The following is a 15,595-nucleotide window of genomic DNA, read 5'->3' as shown; positions in this document are numbered from 1 at the left end:
CGAAATGCGGAATTCCACCTCCACCTCAATAACCTGACACGCGCAAGGCAAAGCTGTCAAAGGTGCGGCGCTTGACATCCGCCGTAGTCATCGAAATCGCTTATCAAATCTGACAATTCGGGTTGTACGAGTTTCGCCGATTCTTGACACAGACTGGAGTATCACCTTGACTTATTTCGTATTCCGATGCGGCAATTCCGCGATACGGAACCAGACCTGAGGCCACGTCGGATGGAGCGCGCCGAGCCGTCCGCGGTCTAGGCAATAGAAGGGACAGCGATGGCTGGTGCGACTTATACGGTGAACTGCTCGATCCTTTTCACCGATCTAGCGGTGCTGGACAGGCCGGCCGCAGCTCGGGCAGCGGGGTTTGAGGCGGTGGAGTTCTGGTGGCCGTTCATCGAGGCGACGCCCCCGGAGGCGGACGTCAGGGCATTCGTCCGCGCCATCGAGAAGGCGGGGGTGCAGTTGTCCGGACTGAACTTCTTCGCCGGCTACATGGCCGGTGGCGACCGGGGAGTTCTGTCGGATCCCGCGCTGACAACCGATTTTCGCGAAAATGTGCAAGTTGCCGTCGGTATCGCCGAAAGTTTAGGCACCCGGGCCTTTAACGCGCTGTACGGCAACCGCATCGAGGGTATAGCGCCGGCCGTGCAGGACGAGGTCGCGGCCAAGAATCTTGCCTACGCGGCTCAAGCCGCCCAGCGCATCGGCGCGACGGTGCTGATCGAGCCGGTCAGCGGCGCGCCCCGGTACCCGCTCGAAACCGCGGCCGACGCGGTGCGCATCATCGACCGCGTGCACGCTGAATCGGGTGCCACCAACTTGCGGCTGTTGGCGGATCTCTATCACCTCTATGTCAACAACGACGATGTGACCGCCGCCCTGCTGTCCAACTATGAGCGGATCGGGCACGTTCAGGTTGCCGACGCCCCGGACGCGGGGAGCCGGGAACCGGTGAAGTCCCGCTGGGCGACTATCTCGCCATATTGCTGGGACGTGACTACGACGGCTACATCGGCTTGGAATACAAGTCTTCTCGGCCCGACACGTTCGACTGGCTGCCGCCCGCCGAGCGAGGTCGCGGCGGTGTCAGCGTCGAGTCGCTGCGAACACTGACAGGAACGAGGAATCAATGACCACGATCGGCTTTATCGGGCTGGGCATCATGGGCAGCCCGATGGCCTGCCATCTCGCCCGGGCCGGCCACACCGTCATCGGTTACAACCGTTCGCCGGGCCGTGCCGCGGCGCTGATCGAGGCCGGTGGAGCGGAGGCTGATTCCATCGCGGAAGCCGTGAAAAAAGCCGACGTGGTGGCCGTCATGGTCCCCGACTCCCCCGACGTGCAAAATGTGTTGCTCTCGGAGGACGGTGTTTTCGCCCACGCGCAACCGTCGACGCTGGTGATCGACTTCTCCTCGATCCGCCCTGACGTCACCGCCGAGCTGGCCAAGCAAGCCAGCGAACGCGGGCTGCGTCTCATCGACGCCCCGGTATCCGGCGGAGAGCCCGGCGCCAAGAACGCAACGCTGTCGATCATGGTCGGGGCTGCCGATGACGATTTCGCTGCTGCCACACCGATTCTCGATATCGTCGGCAAGACAATCGTTCACGTCGGCCCCAGCGGGGCCGGACAGACCGTCAAGGCCGCCAATCAACTGATCGTCGCGGGCAATATCGAACTCCTCGCGGAAGCAATCACGTTTCTGCGTGCGTACGGCGTCGACCTGGACGCGGCGGTCAAAGTGCTCGGCGGCGGGCTGGCGGGCTCGGCAGTGCTCGAGCAAAAGGCGCCAAAGATGCTGGCAAGTAACTTCGATCCAGGCTTTCGGATCGAACTGCACAATAAAGACCTGGGCATCGTCACCAGCGCGGCACGCGAAGCCGGTGTGGTCATTCCGCTCGGTGCAGTTGTCGCACAGCTAATGGCCTCCGCCCTGGCCAACGGGGACGGCTCCCTCGACCACTCCGGCCTGCTGCGGGGTGTCGAACGCCTGTCCGGACATAAGGAAGGTGGGACCCAGTGACCCGGATGCGCACGGTCGATGCCGCCGTCAGAATCCTCGAAATCGAGGGCGCTACCCAAGCATTCGGATTACCCGGCGCAGCAATCAACCCGTTTTACTCGGCGATGCGGGCGCACGGCGGAATCCGGCACCTGCTGGCCCGCCATGTCGAAGGCGCCAGTCACATGGCCGAAGGCTATACCCGCGCGGCACCGGGCAACATCGGTGTGTGCATCGGCACCTCAGGACCAGCGGGCACCGACATGGTCACCGGATTGTATTCGGCCAGTGCCGATTCCATTCCCATCCTGGCGATCACGGGCCAGGCTCCGGTCAACAAGCTCCACAAAGAGGACTTTCAGGCAGTCGACATCGCGGCGATCGCGGCACCGGTGACGAAAATGGCTATGACGGTTCTCGAACCCGGGCAGGTTCCCGGCGCCTTCGCCCAGGCGTTTCACCTGATGCGTTCGGGCCGACCCGGCCCGGTCCTGATCGACCTGCCCATCGACGTGCAGCTGGCCGAAATCGATTTCGAACCCGCCGCTTACGCTCCCCTGCCGGTCTACAAGCCCGTGGCCACCCCAACACAAATAGCCAAAGCGCTTGACATGCTGGTCACCGCGGAACGCCCACTGATCATCGCCGGCGGGGGCATCATCAACGCCGACGCCGCCGAACTACTCGTCGAGCTCGCCGAGGTGCTCAACATCCCGGTAGTGCCCACGCTGATGGGCTGGGGCATCATTCCCGACGACCATCGGCTGGCCGCAGGCATGGTCGGGTTGCAGACCGCCCACCGCTACGGCAATGCCACCCTGCTCGAATCGGATTTCGTTCTGGGTATCGGCAATCGGTGGGCTAACCGCCACACCGGCGGACTCGACACCTACCGGCGAGGTCGTCGCTTTGTCCACATCGACGTCGAACCCACCCAGATCGGCCGGGTGTTCGCCCCAGACCTCGGTATTGCCTCGGACGCCAAGGCGGCACTCGAACAGCTTGTGGCCGGTGCCTTGCAACGGCGTTCGGCGGACAAGATCCCTGATTGGGCTGATTGGGTGCGCGACTGCCAAGACCGCAAACGGACGATGCACCGCAAGACCCACTTCGACGACATCCCCATCAAACCGCAACGCGTGTACGAGGAAATGAACCGGGTGTTCGGCCGTAATGCGCGGTACGTCACCGCGATTGGGCTCTCACAGATCGCCGGCGGCCAATTCCTGCAGGTCTTCAAACCGCGGCACTGGATCAACTGCGGCCAGGCCGGACCATTGGGATGGACGGTTCCCGCCGCGCTAGGTGTGGTCGCCGCAGACCCGACCGCCACGGTGGTCGGACTGTCGGGCGACTATGACTTCCAGTTCCTCATCGAGGAGCTCGCCGTCGGCGCGCAGTTCAACCTGCCTTACGTCCATGTCGTGGTCAACAACTCCTACCTCGGGCTGATCCGGCAAGCTCAGCTCAACTTCGACATGAACTATTTCGTTTCATTGGCCTTCGACAACATCAATGCCCAGGAATCCGGTGAGACCGATCTGCCCAAGGGCTACGGGGTCGACCATCGCCGGGTGGCCGAAGGGCTGGGCTGCAAGGCGATTCAAGTTACCGACCCCGCACTGATCGCGCCCGCACTCACCCGAGCCCAGCAGCTCGCGCGCGAACACAAGGTGCCCGTGGTAGTCGAGATATTCTTGGAACGGATCACGAATATCGCGATGGGCACCGAAATCGACAACATCACCGAACACAACGAGCTGGCAGCGACGATCGACGACTCACCCACCGCCGCATTGCTATTCGACTAGCTCACTACCGCTGCGCCGGACCCCGGCGAGCGATGTCTGGCCGGACGTCCTTGAACAACCGGAGCATGAGGCCGATGGTTACCGAGCATGACGACGCCGACCGCGCGGTCGGTGTTCAATCGGTGGAACGAGCATTCGGGGTACTCGAGATTTTAGCCGCCATGGGTGGCACGGGTGCGCTCGGCGAGCTCGCCGCTCGCGCAGATCTGCCACAGCCCACGATGCATCGACTGGTACGAACGTTGCTCAGCATGGGGTATCTGCGGCAGCTTCCGAACCGGCACTACTCGTTGGGGCCCAGGCTGATCCGCTTGGGCGAGAGCGCGGGTCAGCTCATTGGCATGTGGTCGCGTCCACATCTGAGCGAATTGGTAGACCGAACCGGCGAGACGGCGAACATGGCAGTCATGGACAACGACATGGCCGTCTACGTAGCTCAAGTTCCCTCACCGCATTCCATGCGCATGTTCACCGAGGTCGGCCGGCGGGTCTACCCGCATCGCACGGGAGTGGGCAAGGCGCTGCTGATGCAACTTACCAACGAGGCACTGCGTGCTCTGGTGGCGCGCACCGGGATGCCCGCATCGACCGAGAACTCGCATACGACGGTCGACGGCTTGCTGCAAGACATCACGTTGTGCCGTGTCCGTGGTTATGCGGTCGATGAAGGTGAGCAGGAAATCGGTGTGCGATGCTTTGCCGTACCGGTGCCCGACGCGCCGTCACTGACGGCCATTTCGATCTCTGGCCCTGCGGTGCGAGTCACGTTGAAGTCCGCGCCAACGGTTACCCCGCTGTTGAAGCGAATCGCGCGCAACATCGCATCCGACTTCGACAAAAGCACCGCCCCCTAAGCTATTCACCCGGCGGCTGCGGCGTTGGCCGCCTCAGCGACGGCATACGAATCCGCACTTGCCGCCATGGTTTTGAACAACGTCTCGTGGATCGCCGCGGCTTGGGCGCTGACCAACCGATACATCTGAGCCTGCATCGCGAATTGGGCTGCGATCAGTGCGGACACCTCGTCCGCCGCCGCGGGGACCACGGCGGCGGTGGGGCCCGCCGCCGCCGCATTCTGGGCACTCATCGAAGCACCGATGGCACCTAACTGCGAGGCAGCTCCCGCCAGCGCTTCGGGGTGCACGTTGACCAACGACATGCGCTGTTCTCCTTAACGCTTTGCAACAAAGAGGCCTAACGCCGCGGTGCCGCCCGCGATGGCGTAGCGACCCGCGACCGCTCGCAGTCGCCGCCGCACCAACCGGGCCGCCGCCACCACCACGTCACCCAGGAAGTCGCGATCGCCGTCCTGACGACCGGCCCAGTAAGGCGGTTCGCCGCGGTGGATCGCGCCCTCGGCCTCCTCAACGATGCGCGCCATCGTGGTCACGGTGTGAGCTGGATAGGCGCCGACGCTGGTTTCCGCGGACAGCATCACCGCGTCGGCCCCATCCAGCACCGCGTTGGCCACGTCGGAGACCTCGGCTCGGGTGGGACGCCGATCGGAGACCATCGAGTCGAGCATGTGAGTGGCAACGATGACCGGCTTTGCGGCATCGCGGCAGAGCCGGATGACTCGCTTTTGGACCAGCGGTATCTGCTCCAACGGCATCTCGACGCCGAGGTCACCACGGGCCACCATCAACCCGTCGAAAGCCTCGACGATCGCCGGTAAGCACGAGACCGCCTCCGGCTTTTCCAGTTTGGCGATCACGGGCACTCGTCTGCCGACCTCACCCATGATGGCGTGCGCCAGCTTCGCTTCCTCCGGCGCGCGCACGAACGACATGGCAATCATGTCCACGCCGAGGTCCAAGGCAAACTTCAGGTCGTCAATGTCTTTGTCGGACAACGTCGGGGCGCTGACAGCAACTCCCGGTAATGAGATGCCCTTGTTGTCGCTGACCGGTCCGCCGTGGATCACCTCACAGCCGATGTCTGCGCCGTTGATTTCCACCACCGCCAGGTCGATTCTGCCGTCATCGACGAGCAGCCGATCGCCGGTTTTCACATCCGAGGCTAGACCGCCGTAGGTAGTGGAGACTCGGTCGTGATCGCCCAGGCACGCGTCGGTGGTGATCGCGACTTTCTCGCCGACACTCCACACCACCGGCCCGTTGGCGAACCGGCCCAACCGAATCTTGGGCCCTTGCAAGTCGGCGAGCACTTGCACAGAGCGCCGGCGCCGGGCTGCGATCTGGCGCACCAGGTCGTAGAAGGCCAAATGTTCCGCATGCGTGCCGTGACTGAAATTGAGGCGCGCGACATCCATTCCGGCGTCGATGAGTTCAGTCAGGCGTGGAGCGGTGGCGGTTGCGGGTCCGAGCGTGCAGACGATCTTTGTTGTGCGCATCCCAGGTGTCCTTTCCCTTAGCGCAGGGCAGCTTGAGGTTGTTGTTGCGAATTCCCGCCACTGCGTGACGGCGCCACCCCACTGGCATGGGCGAGGAGGCCGGTGGCAGCGTGGACGGTGCGAAGGGTCGGAGCAGCCGCTCCGGTCAGGTCGGCGAGCTCTACCACCGCGGATACGATCGCATCGAGCTCCAGCTGCTTGCCCGCTTCGAGATCTTGGAGCATCGAGGTCTTGTGGTAACCCACATTTTCGGCGCCCCGCAGCCTCTTCTCGATCGAGATCTCCGGCGTACTACCCAATCTCGCGGCGACATCCAGGGTCTCCTCCATCAGCTGTATCACGACTTGCCGAGTGTTCGGGTCCTGGCACATCTGCACCATCGTCGATCTGGTCAGCGCGCTGAGTGGGTTGAACGCCACATTGCCCATCAGCTTGATCCAGATGTCGTTGCGCAGATCAGGCTCTACCGGGCATTTCAGCTCGCCGGCGATCATCGCGTCGCTCAGCAGCCGACAGCGCTCGGAGAGCTCTCCTGAGGGCTCCCCGATGGAAAAGCGAGTCCCCTCCAGATGGCGAACGACGCCGGGAGCCTCCAGAACTGTCGCGGGATACACCACGCAACCGATCGCTCGCTCCGGAGCCAGCACGGCGCTGGTGGCACCGCCGGGATCGACAGCCTCGATCCGGTGTCCTTGATACGGACCCGACAGCCCGTGAAAATACCACCAGGGAATACCGTTCTGTGCAGCCACAATTGCCGTGTCAGGACCCAGCAGGGGCTCAATCAGCGGACCGCACGTTGGATAGCTGTGCGCTTTGAGGCCCAAGAATATGTAGTCGACCGGCCCGATCTCGGCCGGTGAGTCCGTCGCATGCGGATGCGCGAGGAAGTCACCGCGCGGGCTCAGCACGCGGACACCATTCTCCCGGATTGCCCGTAGGTTGTCGTTGCGCGCGATCAGGTGAACATCGGCACCGCCGCGGTGCAACGCCGCACCCCAATAGGCACCAATAGCTCCGGCACCAACGACTGCAATCTTCATAGAGTCTCCTCTCGCATCCCCAATGCACACCGCCGCTTGGCGACTACGGTCAAGGCCTCACTCATCATTGCATACAGTATGCGATCCTTGTATGTTGAAAACATCGCGCTCTCGGCGGGACGTCGAGGACTGTCAGTAAATCCGGACCACGTTGAGCGTGACTTCCGGCCGAGCCAAGGAAGAGGAATATGTCTGCGATCGGAGTGCCTCGCGAAATCGCCGCTGGCGAAAGCCGAGTCGCCCTGGTACCCGGCGTCGTCGAACGCTTGCGTGCCGCCGGCCACCATCTCGTGGTTGAAACGGGTGCGGGCGAGGGCGCCTTGATCCGCGACGAGGACTATCTAAGAGCCGGGGCCGTGATCGGTGACCCCTGGTCGGCAGATGTCGTGGTCAAGGTGAACCCGCCGACCGAGATGGAGATCGGCCGGTTGAAGCAGGGAGCCCACTTGATCGGCTTCCTCGCACCGCGCACCCGGCCGGAGGTCAGTGACCAATTACGCCGAGCGGGTGTCACCGGCTTCGCGATGGAAGCAGTGCCCCGGATTTCGCGTGCCCAGACCATGGATGCGCTTTCTTCCCAGGCCAATGTCGCGGGATACAAAGCGGTGTTGTGTGCCGCGCAATGCTCGACCCGCTTCTTCCCGATGATGACCACGGCCGCTGGAACGGTAAAACCGGCAACGGTTTTGGTGCTCGGTGTCGGCGTCGCCGGACTTCAGGCGCTGGCCACGGCGAAACGGCTGGGCGCCCGCACCACCGGATTCGACGTTCGGCCCGAGGTCGCCGAGCAAGTCCGGTCCTTGGGCGCCAAATGGCTCGAACTCGGTGTTTCGGCGGCGGGCGAAGGCGGATACGCCCGAGCTTTGACGCCCGAAGAACAGATCGAGCAGCAACAACGCCTAACCGAAGCAATCCCGGGCTTCGACGCGGTTATCACCACCGCCCTCGTTCCCGGCCGCGCCGCACCCAAACTCGTCACCGCGCAGGCGGTGCGTCGGATGCGTAGCGGCAGCGTGGTCGTCGACCTCGCCGGCGAGGCCGGCGGCAACTGCGAACTCACCGTGCCGGGCGAGACGGTGCTGCGACACGACGTCACGATCGCTGCGCCGCTGAACCTTCCGGCCAGCATGCCCGAACACGCCAGCGAGCTCTACGCACGCAACATCGGCGCCCTGCTGGAACACATGCTCGACGGCACGGCAGTGCGTGATTTGTCTGACGAGATCCTCGATGCCTGCTGCGTCACCAAATCCGACAACGAGTTGACGGGGATCCGATGACACTAGTGGCCAACCTGGCGATCCTTACGCTGGCAGGATTTGTCGGCTTCGCGGTGATCTCGAAGGTCCCCAACACACTGCACACCCCTCTTATGTCCGGCACCAACGCAATTCACGGCATCGTTCTGCTCGCCGGCCTGGTTCTCGTGGGCCAGTCGACCACCGATGCATTCGACCGGCTGCTGCTGGTAGTCGCTATCGCCTTCGGCGCGATCAACGTCGTGGGCGGCTTCCTGGTGACCGACCGCATGCTCGGCATGTTCAAGAAGAAATCCAGTGGCCAGGCCGGAAAGGTTGCGTCGGCACGTGAATGAGCTCATCCCGGTTCTCTACATCGTCGCGTTCGCGCTATTCATCGTCGGCCTCTCGGGCCTGACCGGTCCCCGCACCGCCGCGCGCGGCAATCTGATTGCCGGTGTCGGCATGGCGATCGCGATCGTGGCCACCCTGCTGACTCCGGGCACAAGTAATTGGTTGTTGATCGCGCTCGGACTGCTGCTCGGGTCATTGATCGGGGTTCCGGCGGCGCAGCGGGTCAAGATGACCGCAATGCCTCAGATGGTGGCGCTGTTCAACGGCGTGGGCGGCGGTGCGGTCGCGCTGGTGTCGTGGGTCGAATTCCGCGACAGTCACGGCTACGCCTGGGCGCCGACCTACGTCACGATCGCGTCACTGTTCGCCGCTATCGTCGGGTCGCTGTCATTCTGGGGATCGCTGATCGCGTTCGGAAAGCTGCAAGAAGTGTTGCCGGGCAAGCCCATCGGACTGGGCCGAGCCCAGCAGCCAGTCAACCTGATACTGCTGCTCGCCGCCGTCGCCTGCGCCGGCGCCATCGGGGCCGGCCAGCGCGCGCCGCTGGTCTTCATCGGTGTGCTCGTCTTCTCGGCAGTGCTCGGTGTCATGGTGGTGCTGCCCATCGGAGGCGCCGACATGCCGGTGGTGATCTCGCTGCTCAACGCGCTCACCGGGCTTTCGGCGGCGGCGACCGGCCTGGGGCTGGACAACACGGCGATGATCGTGGCGGGAATGATCGTCGGAGCCTCGGGAACCATCCTGACCAACTTGATGGCAAAGGCGATGAACCGTTCGATCCCCGCCATCGTCGCCGGTGGATTCGGTGGCACCGGCACCAGCGCGGACGGCGGGGACCCAGGCGCCGACCAGACCGTGCGCCAGACCAGTGCGGCCGACGCGGCATTGCAGATGGGCTATGCCAGCCAGGTGATCATCGTGCCCGGGTACGGAATGGCCGTCGCGCAAGCCCAGCATGTGGTCCGCGAAATGGCCGGCCTGCTGGAGGGACGCGGCGTGGAGGTGCGTCATGCCATACATCCGGTGGCGGGTCGCATGCCCGGGCATATGAACGTCTTGCTCGCCGAGGCCGATGTGCCTTATGAGCATCTCAAAGAGATGGACGAGATCAACGGCGAGTTCAGCCGCACCGACGTGGCCCTGGTCATCGGCGCCAACGACGTGACAAACCCTGCGGCGCGGTCGAATCCAGCTTCGCCGATCTACGGCATGCCGATCCTGGACGTAGATCAAGCCAGGTCGGTCATCGTGCTCAAACGTTCGATGAACCCCGGATTCGCCGGCATCGAGAACGAGCTGTATTTCAACGAGAAGACCTCGATGCTATTCGGTGACGCGAAGGCATCCGTCGCCGAAATCACCCAGGAGCTAAAGGTTTTGTGAAAGCGCGCCGGGATTGCCGCGCAGCCAAACAAACTTGACCGCCACATCAGCGCGGCGGCAGGAAAAAGAGCCGAGGATCGGCGGTTAGAAAGGAATTGAGTTTCTATGTCAAAAGTGGTTTGCGTCCTTTACGACGACCCGGTAACCGGGCATCCCATCGAATTCCCGCGTGACGGGCTGCCGCACCTAGACGGCTACCCGGACGGGCAGACGCTGCCGACTCCGTCGGCCATCGACTTCGCCCCGGGTGCACTGCTGGGCAGCGTCTCCGGCGAACTGGGTCTACGTCCATACCTGGAGAGCCTCGGTCACGAGTTGGTCGTGATCTCGGACAAAGAAGGCATCAATTCGGAGTTTGACCGGCACCTCGCGGACGCGGAAGTGGTGATATCACAGCCGTTTTGGCCGGCCTACCTGACCGCCGAACGGATCGCGCGCGCCCCCAAACTCAAGTTGGCGGTCACCGCGGGCGTCGGCTCGGATCACTACGATCTGGATGCGGCGATCGATCACGGCATCACGGTCGCCGAGGTCACTTTCTGTAACAGCATCAGCGTCGCTGAGCACGTTGTCATGATGATTCTGTCGCAGGTTCGCAATTACCTGCCATCGCATCATTGGGTCATCGACGGAGGGTGGAACATCGCCGACTGTGTGCAACGTTCCTACGACCTGGAGGGAATGCAGGTCGGTACCGTCGCCGCCGGCCGAATCGGGCTCGCCGTACTTCGCCGTCTGGCGCCGTTCGACGTGCACCTTCACTACACCGACAAGCACCGGCTGCCCGCTGAGGTCGAAAAAGAACTGAACCTGACCTTCCACCCCAGCGTCCAGGAAATGGTGCCTCACCTCGATGTGGTGACGATCAACGCTCCCCTGCACCCGGAGACCCGGGGTCTGTTCAACGACGAGCTGCTGGCGACGATGAAACGCGGTGCCTACCTTATTAATACGGCGCGAGCGCTCATCTGCGACCAGGCCGCCATCGTCCGCGCGCTGGAAAGTGGTCAGTTGGCGGGCTATGCCGGCGACGTGTGGTACCCACAGCCGGCACCGGCCGACCACCCGTGGCGCACGATGCCCCATCAGGGCATGACTCCGCATATCTCTGGCTCCACGCTATCGGCGCAGACTCGATATGCGGCCGGTACCAGGGAAATTCTGGAGTGCTACTTCGGCGGAAAGCCGATCCGCGATGAGTATCTGATCGTTGACGGCGGCGCACTGGCCGGTGTCGGGGCACGGTCTTACACCGCAACTGCCAAATCCGGTGCGGCCTAGGGCCGGATCGGCCCCGGCATTCACCTGAAACCGGCGACGCCGCTTCGTCCGGCGGCTTGACCCACGGGGTTGGCGAGCAGATCAGTTGTGCTGCTCGCCAACCCGTTGCTTTTTGTCTTGACCGTGCAAGCGCGGCGAATCACGTCGCAATATTTGCTATCTGGCATCTACCCGGTCCACCTGCCTGTATCCTGTATATAACCTTGAGAAAAGCTGCAGATTTCACAGTGTCGAAGTGGCCCAGTTGCTTGTTGTGGACTGTATGCTACATACATCTCTGAGTCGGTAAATCTCGATTAACCAGGACGGGAATGAGGGAAGTCTTCATGGCCACCACCAGCGCGCCGAGCGAGGTTGGGTCGCGGATGAGACTGGAGCGTCCGGCGCCGTTGCGTGAGGCGGCCTATGAGGCGCTGATGGAACTGATCATCACCCGCGAGCTGCGGCCCGGCCAACATCTGGTGGAGAACGAGTTAGCGGCTCAGCTGGGCGTGAGTCGGCAACCCATTCGAGAGGCGTTGCAGCGCTTGCAAAGCGAGGGCTGGGTGGATCTGCGCCCTGCGTTGGGCGCATTTGTCCACGTGCCCACCGATGCCGAGGCCGACGAGCTGCTGGCCGTGCGAACTCTGCTTGAAGCCGAGTCGGCCAGGTTGGCCGCCCGCGCCGCCAAGCCGCCCCAAGTCGACCGTCTCTGGGAATTGCACCGCACCGGGGAGAAGGCACTCGCCGGCGGTGACAAGGAAGGTCTTGTCACCGCCAACGACGCCTTTCACTCCTATATCGTTGCGATGTCGGCCAACAGCGTGCTGGCCAACCTCATCGGCCAGGTCGGCCGCCGGGTCCGCTGGTACTACGAGCCCATCGCGTTAGCCCGCAGCAAAGATGCCTTGGACGAACACTCCGAGCTGATCGAGGCGATCGCCGGGCGCAGCGGCAAGCGTGCCGGAGATCTGATGCGCCGCCACACCGAACGCACCCGCGAGGTCTACCATCAGCGACGTCAGGAAGCCGCCGACGGTGCCGAGGGCGTGGCCTGACTGACGACCGGCTGGGAAACCACCACATCGCCTTTCCGTCGTCCCGGCTGCCGCAACAACGCCGCAGTGCCGGCTGAGAGCAGCGCGCTTGCCGCGGCCAGCCAGTAGGCACCGGTGTAGCCCCAGGCGTCAATCACGCTGGCGCCCACACCAATTCCCAGGATCGAGCCGACCAGCTTGGCGCTGTATACGATGCCGTAGTTGCTGGCGTTGTTGTTTTCACCGAAGTAGTCGGTGGTCAAGGTGGCGAACAGCGGATAGAAAGCACCGCCGCCGAACCCGACGAGGACGGCAAAGAAGATGAAGGCGATCTCGTTCTTGGCGAGCCCGGTGTAGAGCAGGCCGATCAGGGCTACGACCGACACCAGCAGCACGATCAACAGCGTTTGCTTACGACCGATCCGGTCCGAGACATAACCGGTCACCGCGCGGCCGACACCATTGATGATCGAAAGGGCGCCCGCCGATGAAGCCACGATCATCGCGCCGAAGCCAAGGTGTTTGGCGAACGGAACCATGTAGCTGATGCCGAACAGCGAGACGCCGGTGGTAATCCCCAACGACACCCACATCAACGGCAACATACCCGTTTTGAGTGCCTCGACCGGACCGAATTGGCGGACCGCAGGCGGGTTCTTCTGAAGGCTCCTGGCGTCGGCGTTGGCGGCGGCGTGCTGCAGCGGGTCGACGTCCGCCGGCCACCAGTTCTTTGGTGGATCCTGAAAATAGGCACCACATACCGTGAGGACCACGAGCATGAAGGCACCCACCAGGTCGAGAACCCATACATAAGTGTTGGGATGCAGCGCGTAACTGAAGATGAAGATGAAAGGAACTGCGCCGTAGGCAAATCCGCCACAAACGAACCCCGTCTTGGCGCCTCGCCGCTCTGGATACCACTTACCGACGATGGTGATACCCGTCGAATACACCAATCCGACGCCGCAGCCACCGCACACCGCGAATCCAAGGAAAGCCACGACCAGATTGCTGCTGTGGGCAACGGCGACGAAGCCCAATGCGGACAACACGGCTGCGGCCAACATCGTCGACCTCGCCGAGGTGATTCCCTTCTCCCTCAGACGGCCGGCGGGATAGGCGACGGCCGCCTGAAACACGGCCCAGACTGAGAGCAGCCAGAAGGTTTCGGACAGGCTCCAGCCATGAGCATGGCGCAGGGTATCGGCGGCAGCGCCGTAGCCGTATTCAAAAACACTGACTGCCATCATCGCGATCCACGGCAACCAGACCATCGAGGATCGGGATCTGCCGAGCAGTTCGCGATCAGTTTCGCCGACGCGATAGATGCGACCGTTCGCATCGATCACCTCGCGATAGGTTGCGAGAGTTGAAGACATCGTTGACTCACTTTCGAAAATGGGCATAAAGGGTCGGCTCGATGGCTGCTCGCGTCGAACGACGCGGCGGCCATCGGGCTGATGGCTTGGTTCGATATCGGGGGAGATTCCTGACCCGCGGGCGCTATGGCGGTGCACGACCGGTGATTTCGCCCGCACAACGCACTCTGGTAGCGACACCGGACACCCGAAGCCGTGGCCGGCCAGTCATGATCCACCTCGGTCTTGCACCGAGCTGCGCGCGGCCATCTCCCACAACCGGATCCTTCTTCGCCGAGCCAGTGGATCTCTAGATGCTTCTCATGCCCGTGTCAGCTCAGATCACTCCGGCGCTTCGCAAGCGCTGCAACTGATCTGGCGAATAGCCGAGTTCCAAGCAGATTTCCTGGGTGTGCTCGCCCAGCAGGGGTGGACGCACGACGTCGACCGGCGAGTCAGAGAGCCGGAGCGGGCTGCCGACGGTCTTGAACGTCCCGCGCTCGGGGTGCTCGACAGTGACGATCGCGTCCAGATCTGCCAGTGTCTGGTCTTCGATCAGCTCTTTGGTGCTCAGTACCGGACCGCAGGGCACATTGATCTCATTGAGCGCCTCCATCGCTTCCCACTTGGTGTGCCGTTGACTCCAGTCCTCGATCAAGGCGAAAACCTTGTCCAGCTTGGGTAGTCGATCTTCCGGACGAGCCCAATCCTGGTGATCGGCGAGGTCGGGTCGACCGATGAGCTGTGCGAGCGGCGCCCATCCGGCCGGCTGGACGATCACATAGATGTAGTCGTTGGGGCCGCCCCCTTTGGTCCGAACAGCCCATCCCGGTTGGCCTCCCCCGGACGCGTTGCCAGCTCTGGGCACCTCGTCGCCGAAGCGCTCGTTGGGGTATTCGTGCAGTGGGCCATGGGCGAGCCGTTGCTGATCACGCAGCTTCACCCGGCAGAGGTTGAGTACGGCCGACTGCATCGCCACCTCAACACGTTGCCCACGGCCAGTGTTGGTGCGCTGGAGCAGCGCAGCAAGGATCGCGGCGACGAGGTGAATCCCGGTACCCGAATCGCCGATTTGTGCACCCGTAGCCGTGGGCGGACCATCTTCGAAACCCGTTGTGGCCATGGCCCCGCCCATCGCCTGGGCGATGATTTCGTACGCCTTGAAGTCGAAGTACTTACCCGGTCCGAACCCTTTGATCGACGCATAGATCAACCCCGGGTTGATCTCCTGCAGCCGGGCCCAACTGAAGCCGAACCGGTCGACGACGCCGGGACCGAAGTTCTCCACCAGAACGTCGGCGCGTGCCGCCAGCCTGCGGAAGATCTCCTTACCGTCTTCGCTTTTCATGTTGACGGTCACACTGCGCTTGTTGCAGTTGAGCATCGTGAAATAGAGGCTGTCCACATCAGCGAGGTCGCGCAGCTGGCTGCGTGTGACGTCTCCGCCACTTGGTGTTTCGAGCTTGATGACATCGGCGCCCAACCAGGCGAGCATCTGCGTAGCAGAAGGCCCCGACTGGACGTGAGTCATATCGAGCACCCGAACGCCGTCTAGTGCCTTACCCATGAGATCTCCCCTGAGAGTTGTCGTTGTGGCTGATAGTCGCGTCGCGCTGGGCGCCGAGTAGCCCACTGCCCGTGCGGATTCGGGTTACCGACGGCCGGGATAAGGTGCCCACTGTTCCTCAACTTCCTCAGGGCCTGCTGCCCACCCGGCTCTCCGCACAGCAGCAGCCGCCGAAGCCGTGGA

The 15,595-nt window shown here is 63.2% G+C and carries 13 protein-coding genes and 1 pseudogene; 9 read left to right on the top strand and 5 right to left on the bottom strand.

Going from position 1 to position 15,595, the window contains the following annotated elements; genetic code table 11:
* The first annotated feature begins 279 nt into the window (after positions 1–279).
* The 4 genes and pseudogenes from DB708_RS00385 (at position 280) to DB708_RS00370 (ending at position 4,673) form a co-directional block, all read left to right on the top strand.
* Positions 280–1,139 (top strand): annotated as a pseudogene (locus tag DB708_RS00385) (hydroxypyruvate isomerase family protein).
* Complete coding sequence (locus DB708_RS00380) at positions 1,136–2,029, top strand: 2-hydroxy-3-oxopropionate reductase (RefSeq protein ID WP_165839685.1); 894 nt, start codon at positions 1,136–1,138, stop codon at positions 2,027–2,029. Before DB708_RS00385 ends, DB708_RS00380 begins: the two are co-directional and overlap by 4 nt.
* Positions 2,026–3,819 carry a glyoxylate carboligase gene (gcl, locus tag DB708_RS00375; RefSeq protein WP_108919982.1) on the top strand — a complete coding sequence of 598 codons (1,794 nt, stop codon included), beginning with the start codon at positions 2,026–2,028 and terminating at the stop codon, positions 3,817–3,819. The genes DB708_RS00380 and gcl overlap by 4 nt, the downstream gene beginning before the upstream one ends.
* Before the next feature lie 74 nt (positions 3,820–3,893).
* Positions 3,894–4,673, top strand: a complete 780-nt coding sequence (locus DB708_RS00370) for an IclR family transcriptional regulator (RefSeq protein WP_108919981.1) — start codon at positions 3,894–3,896, stop codon at positions 4,671–4,673.
* A gap of 5 nt (positions 4,674–4,678) precedes the next feature.
* Here the strand turns inward: DB708_RS00370 and DB708_RS00365 are convergent, their stop codons facing one another.
* From DB708_RS00365 to DB708_RS00355, 3 genes are read right to left on the bottom strand one after another with little or no spacing between them, the layout of a single operon-like run.
* Positions 4,679–4,978, bottom strand: coding sequence for a PE family protein (locus DB708_RS00365; protein WP_108919980.1), 300 nt, complete (start codon positions 4,976–4,978; stop codon positions 4,679–4,681).
* Positions 4,979–4,990: 12 nt separating this feature from the next.
* Complete coding sequence (gene pyk, locus DB708_RS00360) at positions 4,991–6,172, bottom strand: pyruvate kinase (RefSeq protein ID WP_108919979.1); 1,182 nt, start codon at positions 6,170–6,172, stop codon at positions 4,991–4,993.
* A gap of 17 nt (positions 6,173–6,189) precedes the next feature.
* Entirely contained in the window at positions 6,190–7,215 is a 1,026-nt protein-coding gene (locus DB708_RS00355; RefSeq protein WP_108919978.1) for a 2-dehydropantoate 2-reductase, read from the bottom strand.
* A 188-nt stretch (positions 7,216–7,403) separates the two neighbouring features.
* Between DB708_RS00355 and DB708_RS00350 the strand changes: the two genes are divergently transcribed.
* The 5 genes from DB708_RS00350 (at position 7,404) to DB708_RS00330 (ending at position 12,508) form a co-directional block, all read left to right on the top strand.
* Positions 7,404–8,495, top strand: coding sequence for a Re/Si-specific NAD(P)(+) transhydrogenase subunit alpha (locus tag DB708_RS00350; RefSeq protein WP_108919977.1), 1,092 nt, complete (start codon positions 7,404–7,406; stop codon positions 8,493–8,495).
* The gene (locus DB708_RS00345; protein WP_108919976.1) at positions 8,492–8,809 is read left to right on the top strand and encodes an NAD(P) transhydrogenase subunit alpha part 2; all 318 of its coding nucleotides are present in this window, start codon (positions 8,492–8,494) and stop codon (positions 8,807–8,809) included. Before DB708_RS00350 ends, DB708_RS00345 begins: the two co-directional genes overlap by 4 nt.
* The gene (locus DB708_RS00340; RefSeq protein ID WP_108919975.1) at positions 8,802–10,190 is read left to right on the top strand and encodes an NAD(P)(+) transhydrogenase (Re/Si-specific) subunit beta; all 1,389 of its coding nucleotides are present in this window, start codon (positions 8,802–8,804) and stop codon (positions 10,188–10,190) included. Before DB708_RS00345 ends, DB708_RS00340 begins: the two co-directional genes overlap by 8 nt.
* Before the next feature lie 105 nt (positions 10,191–10,295).
* The gene (locus DB708_RS00335) at positions 10,296–11,471 is read left to right on the top strand and encodes an NAD-dependent formate dehydrogenase (RefSeq protein WP_108919974.1); all 1,176 of its coding nucleotides are present in this window, start codon (positions 10,296–10,298) and stop codon (positions 11,469–11,471) included.
* 326 nt (positions 11,472–11,797) lie between these two features.
* Positions 11,798–12,508 carry a GntR family transcriptional regulator gene (locus tag DB708_RS00330; RefSeq protein WP_235616563.1) on the top strand — a complete coding sequence of 237 codons (711 nt, stop codon included), beginning with the start codon at positions 11,798–11,800 and terminating at the stop codon, positions 12,506–12,508.
* Here the strand turns inward: DB708_RS00330 and DB708_RS00325 are convergent.
* Positions 12,472–13,866, bottom strand: a complete 1,395-nt coding sequence (locus DB708_RS00325; protein ID WP_108920107.1) for an OFA family MFS transporter — start codon at positions 13,864–13,866, stop codon at positions 12,472–12,474. The two genes, DB708_RS00330 and DB708_RS00325, sit on opposite strands and share 37 nt — an antisense overlap.
* A 316-nt stretch (positions 13,867–14,182) precedes the next feature.
* Positions 14,183–15,412 carry a formyl-CoA transferase gene (gene frc / locus DB708_RS00320; protein ID WP_108919972.1) on the bottom strand — a complete coding sequence of 410 codons (1,230 nt, stop codon included), beginning with the start codon at positions 15,410–15,412 and terminating at the stop codon, positions 14,183–14,185.
* Positions 15,413–15,595 lie beyond the last annotated feature (183 nt).

Source organism: Mycobacterium montefiorense (assembly GCF_003112775.1).
Taxonomy (GTDB): Bacteria; Actinomycetota; Actinomycetes; order Mycobacteriales; family Mycobacteriaceae; genus Mycobacterium; species Mycobacterium montefiorense.
The sequence above is the reverse complement of the archived record's forward strand: the minus strand, read 5'-3'. Positions and strand labels throughout refer to the sequence as shown.